Source organism: Thiocapsa sp., from assembly GCF_035467215.1.
In the GTDB taxonomy this organism is placed as follows: Bacteria; Pseudomonadota; Gammaproteobacteria; order Chromatiales; family Chromatiaceae; genus Thiocapsa.
The window spans coordinates 1-20811 of record NZ_DATITZ010000335.1 but is presented as its reverse complement, the minus strand read 5'-3'; the positions used below and the strand labels follow the sequence as shown (position 1 = coordinate 20811).

At 65.2% G+C, this 20811-nt stretch carries 18 protein-coding genes and 1 tRNA gene; 8 read left to right on the top strand and 11 right to left on the bottom strand.

What is annotated here, in order from left to right; translation table 11 throughout:
* Window positions 1–2: 2 nt before the first annotated feature.
* The 11 genes from VLR48_RS18175 to hrcA form a co-directional block, all read right to left on the bottom strand.
* A tRNA-Met gene (locus tag VLR48_RS18175) sits at window positions 3–76 on the bottom strand.
* Between the two features lie 151 nt (window positions 77–227).
* Window positions 228–710, bottom strand: a complete 483-nt coding sequence (locus VLR48_RS18170) for a hypothetical protein (RefSeq protein WP_325293143.1) — start codon at window positions 708–710, stop codon at window positions 228–230.
* A gap of 126 nt (window positions 711–836) precedes the next feature.
* Window positions 837–2273 carry a hypothetical protein gene (locus VLR48_RS18165; protein WP_325293142.1) on the bottom strand — a complete coding sequence of 479 codons (1437 nt, stop codon included), beginning with the start codon at window positions 2271–2273 and terminating at the stop codon, window positions 837–839.
* 60 nt (window positions 2274–2333) lie between these two features.
* Window positions 2334–3395, bottom strand: coding sequence for a lipocalin-like domain-containing protein (locus tag VLR48_RS18160; protein WP_325293141.1), 1062 nt, complete (start codon window positions 3393–3395; stop codon window positions 2334–2336).
* 112 nt (window positions 3396–3507) lie between these two features.
* Complete coding sequence (locus VLR48_RS18155; RefSeq protein WP_325293140.1) at window positions 3508–4266, bottom strand: M48 family metallopeptidase; 759 nt, start codon at window positions 4264–4266, stop codon at window positions 3508–3510.
* 236 nt (window positions 4267–4502) lie between these two features.
* Window positions 4503–6926 (bottom strand): fatty acid cis/trans isomerase, encoded by a 2424-nt coding sequence (locus tag VLR48_RS18150; protein ID WP_325293139.1) that lies wholly within the window; start codon window positions 6924–6926, stop codon window positions 4503–4505.
* Between the two features lie 26 nt (window positions 6927–6952).
* Window positions 6953–7768, bottom strand: coding sequence for a 4-hydroxy-tetrahydrodipicolinate reductase (dapB, locus tag VLR48_RS18145; RefSeq protein WP_325293138.1), 816 nt, complete (start codon window positions 7766–7768; stop codon window positions 6953–6955).
* A 311-nt stretch (window positions 7769–8079) separates the two neighbouring features.
* Complete coding sequence (gene dnaJ / locus VLR48_RS18140; protein ID WP_325293137.1) at window positions 8080–9210, bottom strand: molecular chaperone DnaJ; 1131 nt, start codon at window positions 9208–9210, stop codon at window positions 8080–8082.
* A 326-nt stretch (window positions 9211–9536) separates the two neighbouring features.
* Window positions 9537–11471: a molecular chaperone DnaK gene (gene dnaK, locus VLR48_RS18135; protein WP_325293136.1), complete on the bottom strand. Its 1935-nt coding sequence runs from the start codon at window positions 11469–11471 to the stop codon at window positions 9537–9539.
* 92 nt (window positions 11472–11563) lie between these two features.
* Window positions 11564–12169 (bottom strand): nucleotide exchange factor GrpE, encoded by a 606-nt coding sequence (grpE, locus tag VLR48_RS18130; protein ID WP_325293135.1) that lies wholly within the window; start codon window positions 12167–12169, stop codon window positions 11564–11566.
* Between the two features lie 83 nt (window positions 12170–12252).
* Window positions 12253–13305 carry a heat-inducible transcriptional repressor HrcA gene (gene hrcA / locus VLR48_RS18125; protein WP_325293134.1) on the bottom strand — a complete coding sequence of 351 codons (1053 nt, stop codon included), beginning with the start codon at window positions 13303–13305 and terminating at the stop codon, window positions 12253–12255.
* 243 nt (window positions 13306–13548) lie between these two features.
* Here hrcA and VLR48_RS18120 point away from each other — a divergent pair, with 243 nt between their 5' ends.
* The 8 genes from VLR48_RS18120 to VLR48_RS18085 all read left to right on the top strand — a co-directional run.
* Entirely contained in the window at window positions 13549–14442 is an 894-nt protein-coding gene (locus VLR48_RS18120) for an NAD(+) kinase (RefSeq protein ID WP_325293133.1), read from the top strand.
* Between the two features lie 21 nt (window positions 14443–14463).
* Window positions 14464–16131: a DNA repair protein RecN gene (recN, locus tag VLR48_RS18115; RefSeq protein ID WP_325293132.1), complete on the top strand. Its 1668-nt coding sequence runs from the start codon at window positions 14464–14466 to the stop codon at window positions 16129–16131.
* A gap of 24 nt (window positions 16132–16155) precedes the next feature.
* Window positions 16156–17163 carry an NAD-dependent epimerase gene (locus VLR48_RS18110; protein ID WP_325293131.1) on the top strand — a complete coding sequence of 336 codons (1008 nt, stop codon included), beginning with the start codon at window positions 16156–16158 and terminating at the stop codon, window positions 17161–17163.
* 106 nt (window positions 17164–17269) lie between these two features.
* The gene (locus VLR48_RS18105; RefSeq protein ID WP_325293130.1) at window positions 17270–17551 is read left to right on the top strand and encodes a nucleotidyltransferase domain-containing protein; all 282 of its coding nucleotides are present in this window, start codon (window positions 17270–17272) and stop codon (window positions 17549–17551) included.
* Between the two features lie 179 nt (window positions 17552–17730).
* The gene (locus tag VLR48_RS18100) at window positions 17731–18039 is read left to right on the top strand and encodes a hypothetical protein (RefSeq protein WP_325293129.1); all 309 of its coding nucleotides are present in this window, start codon (window positions 17731–17733) and stop codon (window positions 18037–18039) included.
* A 157-nt stretch (window positions 18040–18196) separates the two neighbouring features.
* Window positions 18197–18601 (top strand): FHA domain-containing protein, encoded by a 405-nt coding sequence (locus tag VLR48_RS18095; RefSeq protein WP_325293128.1) that lies wholly within the window; start codon window positions 18197–18199, stop codon window positions 18599–18601.
* Complete coding sequence (locus VLR48_RS18090) at window positions 18598–19401, top strand: MotA/TolQ/ExbB proton channel family protein (RefSeq protein WP_325293127.1); 804 nt, start codon at window positions 18598–18600, stop codon at window positions 19399–19401. Before VLR48_RS18095 ends, VLR48_RS18090 begins: the two co-directional genes overlap by 4 nt.
* Window positions 19402–19608: 207 nt before the next feature.
* A partial coding sequence (locus tag VLR48_RS18085; RefSeq protein WP_325293126.1) for a PHB depolymerase family esterase occupies window positions 19609–20811 on the top strand: 1203 nt, incomplete at its 3' end.

The window sequence follows — 20811 nt, the reverse complement described above, 5'->3', positions numbered from 1 at the left end:
GGTAGCGGGGGCAGGATTTGAACCTACGACCTTCGGGTTATGAGCCCGACGAGCTGCCTGACTGCTCCACCCCGCAACTGAGACCACAAGGTTACAGGTGGGAGACCGAAAGCGCAAGTCCTTTTTGATCCTCTCTCTGATCGGCGATCCGCTCGACCCGCATCCGACCTCCCCTTCCTGCACCGCAGCACCTCAACCCGAAGCCGAATACGGCAACGGGCTGCCGATCACTCGGAGGCAGACTCAACCGCCGCCCTGCTCGCTTTGAAGCGTTGCATGTAGGGATTGTCGTGCCGCCGCTCGACGATGAGATAGGGGCGGTTGGCTTTCTCGTGGCACTGGTTGCAGGCGCCGAGTAGACCATTGTAGTCGGCACCGACACGCGCCTCGTCGCCCGACTCGAAGGCTGCCTCGAGGCTCTCGAAGCTCGGCACGAGGATCTCTTTGACGAGTTTACCGATGGGCACGCCGTCGGCATCGTCGATGTCTTCGATCTTCTCGATGACCTCTTCGACCTCGTGGATGTAGTAGGCGACAAGAGGCTTGTTTCCGGCATCGACGGAGAGACCGAGCTTGTGTGTATAGTACTGAAGGCGCCCCATCCAACTCACGAGTCCGAGGTCATGCTCGTCGTCGCCGGCAAGGACCGGCAACGGGGCGGTCAGGAGTGCGCCAACCAGGATCACCGGGATGCTTGTCGTTCGAATCATCTGTGTTGTCCTCTTTTATGATGTATTGAAGGTGTTTCGATGGCCTAAACCGCGTCCGGGGCGAGATGCTCGGTTTCGAGTGGGCTCGACGTTTGGTGCATCCACAACCCTTGGCCGGGACGCGGTTTAAAGGGTCTTGAGATATTCGAGCAGGGCCACCCTCTCGGGGCCGGTCAGATCGTCGCCGAAGGTGTGGCCCTGATTGCCGTAGCCGGGAAGGCCGGTGTCGTAGATGTGATTTCGCTCCTCCCAGCTCATGGCGCCGGCCTTGCCGTGGTCCAACGCCCGATAGGCCCAACCGAGGCCGACCTCATCATAGACCGGCCGGTCCTCGCCTTCCCGGTCGAACCGCCAGAAGGTCGGTCGCGTTCGGCTGTCGAGCAGGGCTGCAATCGTCGGCACCGAGCCGTTGTGCAGATAGGGCGCGGTCGCCCAGACCCCGTCGAGCGGCGGTGCGACATAGCCGAGCGCCGGCGCGGCCTGCGACAGCTCGCCGTAGAAGGAGCTTCCGAACCACTTCAGGAAGCGGTCCGCATCGCTGAAACCCTTGCGGGCGACCTCGGGATCCGTCTTGACCTTGCCCAGCGCGATGACCCGGTTCGGATAGTTCGGCTCCGCGCCGTAGGTCCCGTGACACTCCTTGCAGGTCTTCTCGAAGACCGCAGCACCTTGCTCGGCGAGCGCCCGATCGACGGCGAAGGGGTACTCGGGCGGCTGCAGGCCCGCCAGATAGGCACGTACATCGACGAACCAGGCGTCGATCTCGGCGGCCTCCTCCACCGTATCGGTGCAGGTGGTCGAGGCGAGGATCATGTAGCGGACGTGATCGCCGCGCCCTTCGCCGTTGTAGAACATCGCGTGCTTTTTGCCCACGTTCCACCAAGGCGGAACGCTCACCGGGAGCGGCGTCTGCGGCGGCGGCTCGATCAGCGGGGTGTCGGACCAGGCAAGCGTCTCCGGGTCGCGGTGCGCCATCAAGGCCAGGGTGAGGTTGTTCGCGGAGTTCACGCCGACGGTGTCCGTCATCATGTAGTCGGCGATGGCGCCGACCCGATCGGCCCAACGCCGCCACTCAGTCGTCTCGGCTCCGTCCTCGACCAATGCGGCGGCTGCCTCGATCCCGATCAATGGGTCGACGGTCAGATCGAGAAACTCGTTCCCCAGGCCCATCACCAGCTCGCCGTTGAAGGTCGACGCATGGCAGGCCAGACAGTTCGAGGTCACGACCTCGACACCGGAAGTCGCCACATGGGAGGTCAGCATGTACGGAAGCTCGGCGTTGCGGCCGGTCCGGCCCGGAAACTGCGGACCCGCGTCCGTCGCCGCACCCCGGGTCTTGAGATACGCCCCATAAGGCAAACCACAGGTGACCGCCGAGCGGTTGAGGAGCGCGTCGTAACCCTTGTCGGGATCGCCCGAACGCTGGGGCGATGCCGGAATCTCCCCCACCTCGGCCTTGTAGACGCCGTCCTTTTCGGTCGGACCTCGATCGCAGCTGATCAAAGACAGCGTGAGCAGGATCAGCGAGACGTGAAGCAACGGAAAACGGATGTCGAGACGCATGATGATCCGGTTGTGGTGACCCGGCCGTGATGATCCGGTTGGATTGAAAAGCCTGCGAGATCAAGTTCCCGATGGCGCGACCGCCTCGGCCGTGGTCTCGATCCGCCCGTGCCCGGCGATGGTGTCCCCGCCCAGACGACCCACGGCCTGCACGGCACCGCTCCAGACTCGGACCGCGTCCTCGGCCTCTTGATCCCGGGCGAGCCGGACGAGCTCAAGCTCCAGATCCAGGATCGGGATGCTCAACCGCCAGGACACCGGGTAGCGTGCGCCGGTGCGGGGACTGAGCCACCACTCGGACGGCTCAAGCTGGATCTCGCGGCGCCGGAAGCTTTGTACCCGCCCGTCGGCAAGGATCAAGGCACAGGCGGGGATTGGTGTCCCCGTGCCGTCTTCGCGACGCAGTTGCAGACACACCAGCTCGCGATCCCGGTCGAGCTGGATCGCGAACCGGTTCAAACCGACCTGCCCCCCGCCGGTCGGAAGCGTCCCCCAGGCATGATCGAACCAGACCGGCCCCTCCACTGACCGGGTCTCGCCGTCCAGTGTCAGGGTGCCGGAGACCACCATGCGCGGGAGCAGATAGGCCTGAAATCCAAGCCCGCCGACATCCCCGCCCAACAGCCCCAAATCGGCAAACGGGATGGGTGGCTTGCCCGCATTCAGATCCAAGACGAGCGCCGGCTCGGCTCCGCCCGCCACCAGACGCATTCGCGGCCGCTCCGGTTCGCCGTCGGGGTGCGACAGAGACCAATCCTCGACCCAGACCGCGATGGGCTGCGAGCCGGATCCGGCGAGGCCCGGGGCGGCGCGTGTCAAACGCTCGGCCGATCGCGCCCCGGGCTCGCCCGACCGGATGAGTGTGAGTCGGCCACGATAGATCACGTTGGTCGCCCACTCGGATGCGCGGGTGGGCGGATTCGCAGCCAGCGCCACACGTGTCAGGGCGAATTGGAAGTCGTACCGTCTGCCCTGCGTGTCGGTCAGCTGTCCGAACAGATTCCAAAGCTCTCCGCGAAATTCCGGATGAGCGCCATGATCCGCCGGGAAGCGCAATGGCCTGTCCGCGACAACCTCGGCAAAACCCTCGGCGCCAAGATCGAGATCGAGTAGCGCCTCCACAGAAGGCCCCGGCGTGGAGTCAGGCCTCCGGGAGCCGAGGGTCCACAGCGAGACAAGACCCGCAAGCAGAGCCAAAAGGCTGACGAGGATCAAAAGCGGCTTCATGACCGCATCAACGCCGTGCCGCTTCATATTCGGCGATCGCCTGCGGGAGGAACCGCTGGATCTGTGCGATTCGCGCATCGTCGAGCGGATGCGTGCTCAGAAACGCCGGGACCCCGGTTCCGCTGCCCCGATTCTCGGCCTGAAAGCGCTCCCAGAATCCGACCGCTTCGGTCGGGTCGAAGCCGGCTCGCGCCATATAGAGCAGCCCGACACGGTCGGCCTCGAGCTCCTGGGTGCGTGAATAGGGAAGCATCACGCCGACCTCCGTGCCGATGCCGTAGGCCTGCATGGCCAGATCACGGGTGACCGACGATTGGCTGCCGAGTGCTGCGGTCAGCGCGGTTCCGCCCACCTGCACGAGCAGGTCCTGAGACATGCGTTCCGCCCCGTGGCGTGCGGTGACATGCGCGATCTCGTGTGCGATGACGGTGGCCAGTCCGGCCTCGGTCTGCGTGATCGGCAGGATGCCGGTGTTGACGCCGATCTTGCCGCCGGGCAGCGCGAAGGCATTGGGCTCGTCCGACTCGAACAGCACGAACTCCCAGTCCGCATTCGGGATGTTCACGACGCTCGCGATGCGCCTGCCGACGGACTGGAGCTGGGCATTGGCTTGGCGATCTTGCGAGACGGGCGTGTCCCGCTTGATCTTCTGAAACGATTGGAGACCCAGTTGGGCCTCTTGTGCGCTATCGATCAGCAGGACCTGGCGTCGGCCGGTCTCGGGAGCCGTGGCGCAACCGGCGACCGTCAACAGAGCAAAGGACACGACCAGCAGGCGATGCCGTCGCAAAGATTCGCGCAGCGGTGAAATCGCGAGAACGGATGCCCGGAGACTCGGGCGACGTTGGCCCCGGCAATGTTTCAGGGGAACAAGCCAGTCGAGGGTCGAGGAGGCTTGGCGAAAGGCTTGTTTACGACTTTGTCTTTGCATGACAGAAATGTTGGGGCACGCCTCTCGGCACACCAGAGGCCCGACCGACCCGGGTGCGCTTCGCCCCCACCTCAGGTCTCGGGCGCGTCGTAGTAGCTCAGGTCGAGCCAACCGGCGGCATCGCCGCGGTTCTCGACATTCCAGCGGTTGATCCAATCGTAGAAGGGCCAGAAGCGCGCGCTGTCGCGCAGGATCCCATAGCGCGAGGCGAACCCATTCCAGTCGTCTTTGCTCTGGACGGCGCGCAGATCGGCGAGAAAACGGCTCGCATCGGCTAGGTCCAGATCGATGAAGAGATTCGGGAAGCCATTGACCAAGGTCGGGTAGAGGCTCAGCGTGTCCTCGTCCGGAAGCGCCTGACCGTTCTGGAACATCAGGGTGTACTGGGACTTGTAGACCCGATTCGCCACCAACGAATAGACCCGATGCCGATCCTGCGGCGGACCCTCCGCACGATTCAGTCGCAGCACCAGGACACTCGGCATCTCGGGCACGAAGCGCTGGCCCTGAACCGCCGTCAGCATCGAGAAGGCCGCCTCCCAGTCCTCGAAGTCCTTGATCGGGGCATCGACGGCGCGCTCGGGCTTGACCCGCGGATTCAGTCGATCCGGAAGACCGCTGATGCGCGGCCCGAGGCGGAGGGCGATCTGCTCGACCAGGTCGAGCAGCGGATCCGGCCCGCGGACCTCGGCCCGGGTCGGCTGGTCCGCGGTCTCGAACGGGATCAGGCTCAGTGCCACGGAGCCGATGCCGCGCGTCCATTGATGGCGGATCCGCTCGCGCTCCTCGCGCGGCAGCAGCCCGAGGAAACCGTCCTCGAACTCCTGACGCAGCATGTTGAAGAAGAGCAAGGTCTCGAGCTTCTGTCCGTCGCCAGCCCAGTATTCGAAGCTGGCCACGGTGTCGTAGTAGAGGCGCTCGAGGCCACTGTAGCCCATCAACCAGAAGGTCTGCGGCACGCCTCCCTGCGCACCCTGGAGCACAGAAACGTTGGTCTCGTGGCGCAGTATGGTCAGCCAGGCGTTGCGGTTCTCGCCGTCGCCGTCCCAGATCGCGTCGAGCGACCAGCCGTCCGGGTCGAGCCGCGCCCGGGTCTTGGCGTAGGCCTCCAGGTACTCGGCGTTGCCGACGAGCGAGCGATCCATGAAGAGGTCCCAGCCGTCGAGACCCAGGCTCGGATCCCGCACCGAGACATCGTGCGCCGGGTCCAGGAAGAAGACCCAGAACTGATCCTTGACCGCATAGGTCGCGATCTGGCCGTTGCAGACGGGCCCGTAGGTGATCCCGCCGATGATGACCTCGGCGTTCTCGAGCAGAAAGCGGTAGCGCGCCTCGGCCGGGATCGCCGCGAAGACACGAAAGGGATTGCCGATGTCCCAAGGCGGATCCAGATCCGCATCGGCGGCCCAGTCGGGCGACAGGAAAAGATAGCTCAGGCGCGCGATGTCGTCCGGGGCAAGACGCCAGACAAAGAGACTCTTCTGCACCGGCGCCGCGGTTAGTTTCTCCAGCCTGTACCAGACCCGCTCCACGCCGGGATCGCCGTACGGCAGTGCGGTGGAGATGAGATCGATGGGCGTCGACTCGACCCGGCGACCGCCTTGACCGTCCTCCACCACTTGCGGCGGCGAGTTTCGGGAGCGCACCAAGCGGAAGCGTTCTCCCGGACTGTCTTCCAGGACGATGGTGGCGAGGAAGACATGCTCGAAGATGAAGCGACTGACCAGCGCTTGGCGGGGATCCGAGCCGTTGAAGAAGGCCTCCCAGGCGGCGACGGCCGTCGGGTTGCCGACCTTTTGCGCTCGGGCCTCCTCCGCTGCAGTCGGGCCGGGCGAGCCCTGCGCGACCCAGTCGCGCAGGATCGCGAAGTCATCCTCGGCAAGCGCCGACAGGCCGAAGGGCATCCCCAGGCCGGGGTGCTCCTGCAGCCTGGCCGCAAGCGCATCGGCGGTCGAGGGGCACGTCGCCGCGAAGCGTTGCAGCCGAAACGGATCCACGGATGCGCGCGAGAAGCTGGGGCCGTTGTTGCGCATGCCGGCGTCGATCATCCGAAAGAGGATCGAGTCGTCGAGATTGGTCTGCGCCGACTCGGTGCGCGCCAGGATGGGATAGAAGCCGCGCTCGCGCCATTCGGCCGTGGTCTGCGCGGCGTCCATATCCGTGCGCGGATCGGCAGTCAGACGCGTCGAGTAGGGATTCTCGCCGAAGCCGCCGCGCTCGACCCCGCGGAAGGAGTCCAGCTTGACGTTGCAGGGCGAGCCCAAACAGCCGTGACAGGCAATGCAGCGGCGGTCGAAGATGGCTTGGACCTGACTGCCGTAATTCGGGGTCTCGGCGGCGACGGATTGCGCGGACCCCTCGGCGGTCGAAGCGCGGGCAATGTCCTGCGGGGCCGCTGCGCGGAGCGGCCCCGCCAGCATGACCGCTGCGATGACGATGGCGAGTGCGGCTGGCCATCGCCCTATTGTCGCGCGGGTTCGTGCGTCGAGATGCATCGGACAAGCCTCCGAAGCGGAAGGACTCAGGCCCCCCGCAGCCCGAGGACGTCCTGCATGTCGAACAGCCCGGCTCCACGCCCGGGGATCCAGCCCGCGGCCCGAACGGCTCCACGCGCGAAGTTCATACGGCTCGATGCCTTATGGGCGATCTCGACCCGCTCGCCGTCGGCGACGAACCAGACGCTGTGCTCGCCGACGATGTCCCCGGCCCGGATGGTCTCGAAGCCAATCGTGCGACGCTCGCGCGGCCCGGTCTGCCCTTCGCGCCCGTAGACGGCCACCTCGTCGAGATCCCGGCCCAAGGCCGAGGCGATCACCTCGCCCATGTGCAATGCGGTCCCTGATGGCGCGTCGACCTTGTGACGGTGGTGCGCCTCGATGATCTCGATATCGACCTCGTCGCCGAGCACCCGCGCGGCGATGTCCAGCAGCTTGAAGCAGAGATTCACGCCGACGCTCATGTTGGGCGCAAAGACGATGCCGATCTCCCGAGCAGCCGCGGCGATCGTATCGCGTTGCGCTGCATCGAGCCCCGTCGTTCCGATCACCATGCATTTGCCGGCGGCACGGCAGATCTCGAGATGCGCGAGCGTCGCCGCGGGCGAGGTAAAGTCGATCAGGACGTCGAAGTCGTTCAAGAACCCCGCCAGATCAGTCGTTACCGCCACGTCCAGACGCCCGACCCCCGCAAGCTCGCCGGCATCGGCCCCGAGCAACGAGCTCCCCGCCCGCTCGGTGGCCGAGCCCAACACAAGTCCTTCGGTCTCGTTCACCGCCTGCACCAGCGTGCGGCCCATACGCCCGCCCGCCCCTGCCACGGCGATCTTGATCTTTTGCATCGTAGCTCCTGAAAAAGTCGTGCCTGATCGCGGAAACAGCAATCGACCAGAATGACTGCCCGCTTGCCGCTGTCAGGCGATTTCCGAGAACAGGCATCCCGACTGCGCATGACCGGAAGACCTAATGCGAATAAATTCGCACCTACACGCTTGTAGATCCTTGCCCGGAAATAACGTCAGTTCACCGAGGCCACCCGTGCCGACTCGGCACATGGCCCAGAAAAAATCCTAAACCGCGTCGACTCCAAGCCCGATCGACGGGCAAACGACCGACACCAGACTCGAATGGTCAAGAGAGTGCCGGACGCGGTTTAGAGCCCGATCTTGTCGATAAAGCTCTTCACGCTGTCGAGCCAAGAATGCGACTGCGGGCTGTGCCGCGATCCACCCTCCTGCATGCTGGCCTCGAACTCCCGCAGCAGGTCCTTCTGACGTTCGGTGAGATTCACCGGCGTCTCGACCGTCACGCGACAGATGAGATCGCCGATCACGCCGCCGCGCACCGGTTTGACGCCCTTGCCGCGCACGCGAAACATCTTGCCCGTCTGGGTGCCGGCCGGGATCTTGAGCATCACCTTGCCGTCGAGCGTCGGGACCTCGAGCTCGCCGCCGAGCGCGGCGGTCACGAAACCGATCGGCACCTCGCAGTGCAGATGACTTTCCTCGCGGGTGAAGATCGGGTGCGCCTTGACCTGGATCTGCACATAGAGATCGCCGGGCGGCCCCCCGTGCTCGCCGCGCTCGCCTTCACCGGCAAGACGGATCCGGTCGCCGGTGTCCACGCCGGCAGGCACCCGCACCGAAAGGGTCTTCTCCTCTTGAATGCGTCCGCGACCCCGACAATGGCTACAGGCCTCCTCGATCATGCTGCCCGTCCCGCGACAGGTCGGACACGTCTGCTGGATGGAGAAGAAGCCCTGCTGCATCCGCACCTGACCACTTCCCCCGCAGGTCGTGCAGGTCTTGGGCTTGGTACCCGGTTTGGCCCCGGTGCCGCCGCAGAACTGACAGTCCACCTGAACCGGGATGCGGAACTTGACCTCCTTGCCGCTGACTGCGTCCTCGAGACTGAGCGACAGGTCGTAGCGCAGATCCACACCGCGCTGGGTGCGCCGAGCGCCCGAGCGCCCGCCGAAGATGTCCCCGAAGACGTCCCCGAAGATATCGGAGAAGGCCCCGCCGTCTCCGCCCGGACCACCGAATCCGCCCGCGCCGGCATCCACCCCGGCATGGCCGAACTGATCGTAGGCCGAGCGTTTTTTCGGATCGCTCAGGACATCGTAGGCCAGCTTGGCCTCTTTGAACTTCGCCTCGGTATCCGCATCCCCCGTGTTGCGATCCGGGTGATACTTCATCGCCAGGCGACGGAATGCCTTTTTGAGATCGGCCTCGCTTGCGTTGCGCGCGACGCCCAAGACCTCGTAATAATCGCGTTTTGCCATTGAATCCTAAACCGCGTCCAGAGTCGTAACCGATGGTGTCCCGGGGACGGCCTCTCGAGGACCGAGAGGTCGTTGTACATGACGCGGTTTCGATCGAAAAACCATAACGATTTCAGACCACGCCAGCGATGGAGTTCGGCCGATTCATGCAAAGCCGAGCCGACTCGGCAACAGCGCCTGCGCCCTCGACGCGTCGATACCGCGTCGAGGGCGCTGCAGCGTGACCGGTGACAGAGCAGACCTTCCGTTCGAAACCACGCGGCTGCATGGAGGGCCCCTATCAAGGCCCGCATGAAGGGTCGTTTCGAGCTGTCCGGCCGCCCGATTTACTTCTTGTCGTCTTTGACCTCTTCGAACTCGGCGTCGACCACGTCGTCGCGTGCCGGACCGGCCGAACCCTCGGGCTCGCCGGCACCGGTCGGGCCGGCGCCGGGACCGGCACTGCTCTGCGCATAGAGCCGCTCCGCCATCTTCGCGGAGGCGTCGCCGAGCGTCTTGGTCAGCGCCTCGATACGGTCCTTGTCCTCGCCCTTCATGACCTCCTCGAGCTCCTTGATCGCGGACTCGATCGAGTCCTTCTCGCCGGACTCCATCTTCTCGCCGAGCTGCTCCATGGACTTGCGCGCCGAATGAATCATCGTATCGGCATGGTTGCGCGCGGCCACCAGCGCGTGGAACTGGCGGTCTTCCTCGGCATGTGCCTCGGCATCCTTGACCATCTGCGCGATCTCGGCGTCCGACAGCCCGGAAGACGCCTTGATGATGATCGACTGCTCCTTGCCGGTCGCCTTGTCTTTGGCCGAGACGTTGAGGATACCGTTGGCGTCGATGTCGAACTTGACCTCGATCTGCGGCACGCCGCGCGGTGCAGACGGGATGTCGCTGAGATCGAACCGACCCAGCGACTTATTGTGGATCGCCCGCTCGCGCTCGCCCTGCAGGACATGCACGGTCACCGCGTTCTGATTGTCGTCGGCGGTCGAGAAGACCTGCTGGGCCGAGGTCGGAATGGTGGTGTTCTTCTCGATCAGCTTGGTCATGACGCCGCCGAGGGTCTCGATGCCGAGCGAGAGCGGGGTGACGTCGAGCAGCAGCACGTCCTTGACCTGGCCGCCGAGGACACCGCCCTGGATGGCCGCACCGATGGCGACGGCCTCGTCCGGGTTCACGTCGCGGCGCGGCGTCTTGCCGAAGAACTCCTCGACCTTGGCCTGGACCTTGGGCATGCGGGTCTGGCCGCCGACCAGGATCACCTCGTCGACCTCGCCCGCCGTGAGACCCGCATCCTTCAACGCGATCCGGCAGGGCTCGATGGTGCGATCGACCAGCTCCTCGACCAGCGACTCGAGCTTGGCGCGCGTGAGCTTGACGTTGAGATGCTTCGGCCCGGTCTGATCCGCCGTGATGTAGGGCAGATTGATGTCGGTCTGCTGGCTCGTGGAGAGCTCGATCTTGGCCTTCTCGGCGGCCTCCTTCAGGCGCTGCAGGGCCAGCGGGTCGTTGCGCAGATCCACCGCCTGGCTCTTTTTGAACTCGGCCACCAGGAAGTCGATGATGCGCATGTCGAAGTCTTCGCCGCCGAGGAAGGTGTCCCCGTTGGTCGAGAGCACCTCGAACTGATGCTCGCCCTCGATCTCGGCGATCTCGATGATGGAGACGTCGAAGGTGCCGCCGCCCAGATCGTAGACCGCGATCTTCTGATCACCCCGCTTCTTGTCCATCCCGTAGGCGAGCGCCGCCGCGGTCGGCTCGTTGATGATGCGCTTGACCTCGAGACCGGCGATCCGGCCCGCGTCCTTGGTCGCCTGGCGCTGCGAGTCGTTGAAGTAGGCCGGGACCGTGATGACGGCCTCGGTCACCGCGTGGCCCAGATAGTCCTCGGCGGTCTTCTTCATCTTCTGAAGGACCTTCGCGGAGATCTCGGGCGGGGCCATCTTCTTGCCGTTGACCTCGACCCAGGCGTCGCCGTTGTCGGCCTTGACGATCTTGTAGGCGACCATGTCCTTGTCTTTGCTGACGACGCTGTCCTCGTAACGCCGTCCGATCAAACGCTTGATCGCGAACAATGTATTAGCCGGGTTGGTGACCGATTGGCGTTTGGCGGACTGTCCGACCAGCACCTCCCCGTCACCCGTGTAGGCGACGATCGACGGCGTGGTGCGATCGCCTTCGGCGTTCTCGATCACCTTCACATTGTCGCCTTCCATCACGGCGACGCAGGAGTTGGTCGTCCCGAGATCGATACCGATGATTTTTCCCATGAGCATATTCTCCAAAAATGTGTCTTGTGTGGCTGAACGGCCTCTAAGTTGCCTCGGAGGTTGGGGAAAATCCCCGGTCGTTCAAGCCGATATCAGGATGCCTGCTGAGAGACCATGACCAGCGCCGGGCGCACCAAGCGCCCGTTGAGCGTGTAGCCTTTTTGCATGACCGCCACCACGGTGTTCGGCGGCAGATCCGAGCGCGGCTGCATCGTCATCGCTTGATGAAACTCCGGGTCGAAGGGTTGCTCGATCGGGTCCACGGGGGCCACGCCGAAGCGATCCATCACATCGCCGAGCAGCTTCAGGGTCAGCTCCGTGCCTTCGCGCAGTTTGGCGATATCCGCCCCTTCAGCCAGCGCGGCGTCGTGTCCGAGCTCGAGGCTGTCGCGCACCTGCAGGAGCTCGCGTACGAAGCTGTCCAGTGCGTACTTGTGGGCCTTCTCCAACTCGACGGCATGGCGCCGCCGGAGGTTTTCCATCTCGGCACGCACCCGCAGCGCCTGATCGCGCAGCGATTCCGCCTCCGCGCGCGCGGCGGCTAGCCCCGCCTGGAGCTCCTCGGACGTCGGCGGCTGCGCAGCGCTCGCACGATCGCCTTCGGCGTCGACCGGACGGGACGCCGAGGCATCCTCCAGAAGGGCCTCCTCCTCCGCCGCCTCGGTCGCTTCGTTCTGTTTTGCTGATTCCGTACTCATTACGCTCTCCCGTATCCCGGTCCGCCGTCGCGCCGCGCCTCGATTTCAGCGTCTCGGCCGTACAACCGACCCCAAAACTAAAACTATTGTCGGAGCGCCGCCGCCAGCAGTCGAGCGGTGACGTCCACGATCGGTATGACGCGCTGATAGTCCATGCGCGTCGGGCCGATCACGCCCAGCACTCCGACGACCTCGTCGTCTACACGGTAGGTCTGGGTCACGACGCTGCAGTCGTCGAGCAGGGAATAACCCGACTCCTCGCCGATAAAGATCTGAACCCCGTCCGCTGCAATGCAACGGTCGAGGATGTGCAGAATCTCGCGCTTTTCGTTGAAGGCTTCGAACAGCTGTCTGAGCCGCTCCATGCTGGCCAGCTCGCCGAACTCCATGAGATTGGTCTGGCCGGCGATAAAGCAGTCGTCCTTGCGCTCGGCCGACTCGACGACCTCGTGAGCCAGCATCACCGCACGCATCATGAGCTGATCCATATTGCGATGCGTGCTCTTGAGATCTTCGACGAGGCGCTTGCGCACGTCCTTGATGTCTTGGCCGGTAAAGATCTCGTTCAGATAGTTCGACGCCTGCTCCAATTGCGAGGCGCTGAAGCGGCGCTCCGTCGCAATGATGCGGTTGTGCACCTCGCCCTCGCTGGTCACGAGGATCGCCAGCACCCGTGTCCCCGACAAGGGTAACAGCTCGATTTGGCGAAACACATTGCGCTCGTGACGCGGCAGCATGACGACACCGGCCAGGTGCGTGATGCCCGACAAGAGTGTGGAGGCCGTCTCGACGAGCGATTTGGCGTCGGAGCGCGAATCGAAACGGGTCCGCAGACTGGCGATATCGTCCTCGGACGGCGGACGCACGGTCAGCAGCGTGTCGACGAACAGCCGATACCCCGCAACCGTCGGAACCCGTCCCGCGGAGGTGTGCGGCGAAACCACGAGGCCCAGGTCCTCCAGATCCGCCATGACGTTGCGAACCGTGGCCGGACTCAGATCCAACCCGGTGTCTTTCGCCAAGGTCCGCGAGCCGACCGGCTGACCCTCCCGGATGTAACGCTCCACGAGCGCCTTCAGGAAATGGAGCGCACGATCGCTGACCTGACCCTCGGTAGTACGTGTCTCGATTGACAAGGTGCGTCTGCCATGAAACCGGCGATGATTATGGATTCCGACCGCGGCGAGCGACGTCGTTTGAGCGCGTTCGAACCGACCGGGCGCGATTTAGCACTCACCTCGATAGAGTGCTAACACCGCAATTTAGGGATTCGGGCCAAGCCTGTCAAGGCTGCTCGGCGCGCCTATTGGCGTCATCCCTCGCCCATGCTAGCTTTAGCGGTCGAAAGCCCTTCCGGATCCCAGCCTCCAACAGACCTCATGCCGCAATTCAACACCGTCGGCATCATCGCGAAGCAAGGCGACCCGGAAAAGGTGGTCGGCACATTGCGTCGCCTCGGCGCCTATCTGCGTTCGCGGCGCATCCAGGTGCGACTCGATGCCGAGAGTGCCCATCTGCTCGGTGCGGAGGTCGGGGCCGCGGTCCCGGTCGCCGAGCTCGGCGCAGGATGCGATCTGGTCGTCGTCGTGGGCGGGGACGGGACCCTCCTGCACGCCGCGCGGATGATGGCCGCCTACGGCGTCCCTCTGGTGGGGATCAACCTCGGGCGACTCGGATTCCTGGTCGATGTCTCGCCGCAGGACATCGAATCCGCGCTCGACCCCATCCTCGCCGGCGAATACGAATCTGACCGCCGCGCCATGTTGTCGGTGCGCGTGATCGCCGAGGACGGGCTCGAGCGCAGCTACTCGGCCCTGAACGACGTCGTCATCCACAAATGGAACACGGCCCGCATGATCGAGCTGGAGATGGACATCGACGGCGTCTTCGTCTCGGCCCAACGCTCGGATGGCTTGATCATCGCCACCCCGACCGGATCGACCGCCTATGCGCTCTCGGGCGGCGGCCCGCTGGTGGATCCGGCCCTGGATGCGCTCCTGTTGGTGCCTATCTGCCCGCACGATCTGAGCAACCGGCCGCTGGTCGTCCCGGGCGATCGACGGATCGAGGTCAGGGTGCGCGGACTCGACCAGGGCCATGTGCAGGTCACCTGCGACGGACAGGCCGACCTGCAGCTGCCCCCGCGCGCGTCCATCGAGGTGGTCCGACATCCGCATTCCGCCCATCTGCTCCATCCGCGGGGCCACGATCATTATCAGATCCTGCGGGCGAAACTCGGCTGGGGCGGCCACCTGCCCCCTATAGTGCCTTGAGCTGTCGTCGGACCTTTCCCGATGCTGACACACATCCTCGTCAAAGACCTGGCCATCGTCAGCTCGCTCGAGCTTGATTTCACGTCGGGCATGACGGCGCTCACCGGCGAGACCGGTGCGGGCAAGTCCATCATGATCGATGCGCTGGGCCTTGCCCTGGGCGATAAGGCGGACGCCGCCATGATCCGCACCGGGTGCGAGCGCGCGGAGGTGGTCGCCGGGTTCGACGTGGCGGCGGTCCCGGGTGCGCGCGCCTGGCTCGCCGAGCAGGATCTCGACGAGGACGGCGACTGTCTGGTGCGCCGCCTGATCGTGCGCGACGGACGCTCGCGCGCCTACGTCAACGGCCGACCCGCCACCGGCGCCCAGCTGCGCGACCTCGGCGATCTCTTGGTCGACATCCACGGCCAGCACGCCCACCAATCGCTGCTCCGCGCCAACGCCCAGCGCGATCTTTTAGACGCCTACGGGGGCCATGCGGTCCTCGCGGCAGCGGTCGCCGCGGCCTTTCGCGAGTACCGAGGACTCGACCAACAGCTCGGGGCGCTGGAGTCGGCGCGACAGGAACGGGCCGAGCGGCTCGATCTGCTGCGCTTTCAGGTCGAGGAGCTGGCCGCGCTCGGATTGAGCGCCGCCGAGATCGAGGGTCTCGACCAGGAGCAGCGACGCCTGAGCCATCTGGGGCGCCTACAGGAGACCGCCGCGCGTATCCTCGAGGTGCTGTCGGAGGCCGAGCCCTCGATCGCCGATCAGCTGCGCTCGGCCGGTTCGGATCTGGCCGATCTGGCCGCCATCGATCCCGCCTTGGTCGAACCCCGCGACCTGCTGGAGACCGCCGCGATCCATGCCGGCGAGGCCGCCGCAAGCCTGCGCCATTATCTTGACGGCCTGGAGATCGATCCGGCCGCCCGCGAAGCGGTCGAGACCCGCATCGCACAGATCCATGATCTGGCGCGCAAGTTCCGCGTCCTGCCGGTCGAGCTGCCGGCTGCCTTGATCGCGCGTCAGACCGAGCTGGATACGCTCGAGCAGGCCGATCTGCGCCTCGGCGATCTGCGCGCCTCGCGCGATGCCGCGCTGCACGCCTTTCTCGATCAAGCGCGCGCGCTCGGCGAGGCACGGGCCGAGGCCGCCGAGCGCCTGAACAGGACCGTCACGGAAGCGATGCAGCAGCTCGGCATGGCGGGCGGGCGGTTCGCCGTGGAGATCGAGGCACTTCCCCCGGAGCGCGCGGGAGCGGGCGGCCTGGAGCGCATCGCCTTCCTGGTCAGCGCCAACCCGGGCCAACCGCTGCAGCCGCTCGCGAAGGTCGCCTCGGGCGGCGAGCTCTCGCGCATCAGCCTCGGCATTCAGGTCGCCACGGCCGAGTGCGGAAGCGTCCCGACCCTGGTGTTCGACGAGGTGGATGTCGGCATCGGCGGCGGGATCGCCGAGATCGTCGGGCGTCTGCTGCGCCGACTCGGCACCTCGCGCCAAGTGCTCTGCGTGACCCATCTTCCCCAGGTGGCCGCCCAGGCCCACCAACAGCTGCGGGTCCGCAAGGAGACCCTCGACGGCCAGACCTACACCCGCATCGAGACGCTCGCACCGGATGCGCGGGTCGACGAGATCGCCCGCATGCTCGGCGGCACCAAGATCACGGCGCGCACCCGCGACCACGCCTGCGAGATGCTGGGCTGGGCCGAATAACGCTCGATACCAAGGAGTAGATGCATGAAAGTCATGGTGACCGGCAGCGCCGGCTTTATCGGCTCGGCCCTCTCGTTGCGCCTCCTCGCCCGCGGCGACGAGGTGATCGGGATCGACAATCTGAACGACTATTACGATGTGGCGCTTAAGGAGGCACGACTCGCACGCACCCTCCCCTTCGAAGGCTTCCGCGACGAGCGCGTCGACATCGAGGACGGTGCACGCATGCGCGAGCTCTTCGCCCTGCACCGCCCCGATCGGGTCGTTCACCTCGCGGCCCAAGCCGGGGTGCGCTACTCCCTCGAGAACCCGATGGCCTACGTCAACACCAACCTGGTCGGCTTCGCGCACATCCTGGAAGGTTGTCGGGATGTCGAGGTCGAGCATCTGGTCTATGCCTCGAGCAGCTCGGTCTACGGGGCCAACACCGCCATGCCCTTCTCGATCCATCACAACGTCGATCACCCCTTGAGCCTCTACGCCGCCAGCAAGAAGGCGAACGAGCTGATGGCGCACACCTACAGCCATCTGTACCGCATCCCGACCACCGGTCTGCGATTCTTCACCGTCTACGGCCCCTGGGGACGGCCGGACATGGCGCTCTTCAAATTCACCCGCGCCATCCTTGCCGGCGAGCCGATCGACGTCTTTAACTACGGCAAACACCGTCGCGACTTCACCTTCGTCGACGACATCGTAGAAGGCGTCATCCGTGTCCTGGATCGTGTCCCGACCGGGGACCCGACCTGGTCCGGCGCACAGCCGGATCCCGCAACCAGTCAGGGGCCCTATCGCATCTACAACATCGGCAACAACAAGCCGGTCGAGCTGATGGATTACATCGCCTTCCTCGAAGAGGCGCTGGGTCGCAAGGCGCAGATCAACCTGCTCCCCCTGCAGCCGGGCGATGTCCCGGACACCTATGCGGACGTCACCGACCTGGTCCGCGACACCGGCTACTGCCCGGATACCCCGGTCGGCGAAGGGGTGGCGCGGTTCGTGGAGTGGTATCGAGGCTTCTACCGGGTCTAAACCGGACTCGTCACAACAGACCAACAAAGGTGCAAATTTCGGCCGGTTTGTACAGCCTCGCAATTAAACCGCAAGTGATCTCAATGCTCCGGAAAAGGCGCCGACGATGCGTTTGAGCCCCATCGAACATCAACTGATCCAGGATTCGATTACCGCGATCGACCCGGATGCCGAGATTTATCTTTTCGGATCCCGCGTCGACGATCAGGCCAGGGGTGGCGACATCGATCTGCTCGTGCTGTCGAACCGGATCGACTTCATGGCCAAGCTCGACCTCTTGGCGCGCTTGCATCGGCGTTTGGGCGAGCAAAAAATCGATCTGATGATCGAGCCGGACACCTCTCGTCCACTGGCACGCATCGCGGTCGAAACGGGGATACGCCTATGAAAGCAGATAAGGTCCAATGGCTGCGCGACGAAATGGTCAACCTGGAATTGGCCGCGACCCATTTGAGGTTCTCGTTGGATCGCTCGCGCGAGCTGATCGACCGGCCGGTGTAGTCACTCGAGGAGTTCGAGCGTCTGGAGTCCCTGACCAGTCGTTTTGCGCGGCTCGCCGACCTGCTGGTGCAGCGCGTCCTGCGGCTGATCGACGACCTGGAGTTGTCGCCTCGGGACAGCGTGCTGGACCGCGTTCAACGTGCCGAAAAACGCGGTTTGTTCGAGGAGTCCGGCCAGCTGATACGCATTCGAGAGCTGAGAAACCTGATCGCCCACGAATATGCCAGCGACCAGATGCCGGACATCTTTCGGGCGGTCGCCGCCTTGACTCCGGCGCTGCTCGCGGCGATTCCGAAGGTCAAGGCGCATGGCGATGCCCTGATTCGCCGCTATGCGGGCGACGACAACTCAGCGGATACCGCACGACAGGATTGATTGACGCGGCGCCGTTATCCCTACTGCTTTCTGTGGGTTGCGCTCATCGGACCGGCCACCCAAACCTTCAAGGGCTAGATCAGATCGGGCCGCCGATCCCTGAGCAAGACGCCACCCGCCCCGTTACGCCGCCGGTCGCCGTGACCCCGGAGCCGGTGTGAGCGCGCCCGAGCGGCGGTTCTCGATCGGTCGGGAGCGTGACTGCGATCTGCCGCTGGCGGACGCCTCGGTGAGCGGACGACATGCCGAACTGACCTTCCTGGACAACGGCAAGCTCCTCTTGACCGACTGTCGGAGCACCAACGGCACCTTCCTGGTCGGGTCCGACGGGGAGACCCGGCGGATTCATCAGAGTCTGATCTCGCCGCTTGACCGGGTGCGCTTCGGTGCTGTGACCTTCGAGGTCAAGGCGCTCATCGAGGCGCTGCATCTGAAGTCTGCCATGCCGGCAACACCTGCGCTCGGCGACGCGACACCGCTCGCCCGGGGACGCCGTCTGATCCGCTGCGCCTGCGGGTGCGTCAAACCCGCCGGTGCCGCCTGTTCGGAATGCGGCCGATGACCCGTCTGCCTCGAGCCCTTTGGGAGCAGCCGCGGCCAGCCGTCATCCTGCCGCTCGCGATGGTGCTCGGCATGCTGTTCATCGCATTGCTTACGATTCTCTTGCCCGCAGGCAGCCCGGCCGCGGTCTTGTGGCTCGACCATCATGCCGTCACGCCGCCGGGGTATCCCTTTCGCTATCCCTTCACGATCCAGAATCTCACGCACCTGATCTCCTTCTTGGGTCTCGGCGAGATCTTCTGCCGCTGGCGCATCGCGGTGCGCGAGCAGGGGATGCTCGGAGAGGGCCTGCTGCCGCAAGCCTACGAGGTGGTGCTGCAATCACATGATCTTCCGCCCCTGCGCGCTCGGGTGGCCCAACGCCACGACGGCGAGCACGGCTGCCTGCCGGGCCTGATCGATCTGTGCATCCTCCAGTTCCAGGCCAGCCGCTCGGTCGATCAGACCGTCAGCGTCCTCAACAGCAGCCTGGAACTTATGGCCCACCGCGTGGACCTGCGCTACAGCCTGCTGCGCTATCTGGTCTGGCTGATCCCCACCGTCGGCTTCATCGGGACCGTGATCGGCATCGCGCTCGCCTTGGCGATGATCGATCCGAGCGCGGAGACACAACCGCTCGGGGAGATCGCCCGCGCCTTGGGCGTGAGCTTCTACACGACCCTGGTCGCCCTGGTCGAAAGCGCGATCCTGGTCCTATTGTTGCACCTGGTGCAGGCTCGGGAAGAGCTGGCCGTCAATCAGGCGGGACACTACACCTTGGTGAATCTGATCAATCGGTTGTATTCGGGGCGGCCGATCTGACGTTGGGGGCGCCAACATGCCGGATGGACTCAGCACTGATGCCGATCGGTTATTCCGCGGGTGACCAGAGATGCTCCATTGACGGGAGAGATCGCAGATTTTTGATGTTGAGGGCATATCTGTGTACATCGTCTTAAAGCGCGTCTCCGACAGCACAGCAGCAGGGCGCGCCCGCCCCGATCTTCTCGACTCCAGGACCCAACACTCATGACCTCTTTGCCCAAGATCGACATGGCCGAAGTCACCCGCCTCACCCGCGAAGGCCGACTCCAGGACGCCATGGCCCTGCTGCGCGGCGCTCAGGTCGATGCGCCTGCGGCACCCGGCTCGGTTCGCGATGCGGGACCGACAACGTCCGGGAGCACCTCGAGCATACTCGACATGCAGCCGCCTGCCCCGCACACAGGGGGCGCCTGGACTGCGCCTGGATCGGATGGCGATCCGGCCACCGCAGAGCATGCCTCTGGGCATCTGAGCGGCGTTGCCGTGCCGAAGATCCCCGAAGCCTTGCGCGGCGTGCTCGGCCGGATGAAGCAACGGCTCGCGGGACGCCTGCCCGATCGAAGTACCGGATTCCCAATCGACCGTGCGCCGGTCGCGCTCCCGGACGGGGCGCGGTTCGAGGAACATCGCTACACCGCTTCAGCGGGCACCCTCGCCTACAAGCTCTACATCCCGAGCGGCTACCGCGGCCAGCCGCTTCCCCTGGTGGTGATGCTGCACGGATGCACCCAGTCGCCAGACGACTTTGCGGCCGGCACCCGGATGAATGCCTTGGCCGAAGAGCAGCTGTTCCTGGTCGCCTATCCGGCGCAGTCCCTGTCGACCAGCGCCAGCAAATGCTGGAGCTGGTTCAGCCCCGAAAACCAGCAACGCGGTCGCGGCGAACCCGCGCTGATTGCGGGCATCACCCGCGAGATCATTCGCGACTACGCGGTCGATCCCGATCGCGTCTATATCGCCGGACTCTCCGCCGGCGGGGCCGCTGCGGCGATCATGGGGGCCACCTACTCGGACCTCTATGCCGCGATCGGCGTGCATTCCGGGCTGGCTTACGGGGCCGCCGACGACATGCCGTCGGCACTTGCGGCGATGCGCCAGGGCGGATCGTCTCCGGACGCCTCGGGCGATCGGCACCAAGGGTCGGACGGCACGGCGCCATTGGTCCCGACCATCGTCTTTCACGGCGATCGCGACACCACGGTCAACCCGGTCAACGCCGATCAGGTCATCGCCGGATCGCCGGGGGTGGCGCGTTTACGCAAAACGCTCGGTCAGGGCGAATCGGCCGGGGGAATCCACTACACCCGCAGCGTCTACGCCGACGATGCAGGACGGGGGCAGCTGGAGCAGTGGGTCCTGCACGGCGCCGGCCACGCCTGGTCCGGCGGCAGCTCGGACGGCACCTAT

Excerpts from the sequence above, each read along its gene's own strand:
- VLR48_RS18170 (WP_325293143.1), bottom strand. The coding sequence starts at position 710 with ATGATTCGAACGACAAGCATCCCGGTGATCCTGGTTGGCGCACTCCTG.
- VLR48_RS18165 (WP_325293142.1), bottom strand. The coding sequence starts at position 2,273 with ATGCGTCTCGACATCCGTTTTCCGTTGCTTCACGTCTCGCTGATCCTG.
- VLR48_RS18150 (WP_325293139.1), bottom strand. The coding sequence starts at position 6,926 with ATGCATCTCGACGCACGAACCCGCGCGACAATAGGGCGATGGCCAGCC.
- dapB (WP_325293138.1), bottom strand. The coding sequence starts at position 7,768 with ATGCAAAAGATCAAGATCGCCGTGGCAGGGGCGGGCGGGCGTATGGGC.
- dnaJ (WP_325293137.1), bottom strand. The coding sequence starts at position 9,210 with ATGGCAAAACGCGATTATTACGAGGTCTTGGGCGTCGCGCGCAACGCA.
- dnaK (WP_325293136.1), bottom strand. The coding sequence starts at position 11,471 with ATGGGAAAAATCATCGGTATCGATCTCGGGACGACCAACTCCTGCGTC.
- grpE (WP_325293135.1), bottom strand. The coding sequence starts at position 12,169 with ATGAGTACGGAATCAGCAAAACAGAACGAAGCGACCGAGGCGGCGGAG.
- VLR48_RS18120 (WP_325293133.1), top strand. The coding sequence starts at position 13,549 with ATGCCGCAATTCAACACCGTCGGCATCATCGCGAAGCAAGGCGACCCG.
- recN (WP_325293132.1), top strand. The coding sequence starts at position 14,464 with ATGCTGACACACATCCTCGTCAAAGACCTGGCCATCGTCAGCTCGCTC.
- VLR48_RS18110 (WP_325293131.1), top strand. The coding sequence starts at position 16,156 with ATGAAAGTCATGGTGACCGGCAGCGCCGGCTTTATCGGCTCGGCCCTC.
- VLR48_RS18105 (WP_325293130.1), top strand. The coding sequence starts at position 17,270 with ATGCGTTTGAGCCCCATCGAACATCAACTGATCCAGGATTCGATTACC.
- VLR48_RS18090 (WP_325293127.1), top strand. The coding sequence starts at position 18,598 with ATGACCCGTCTGCCTCGAGCCCTTTGGGAGCAGCCGCGGCCAGCCGTC.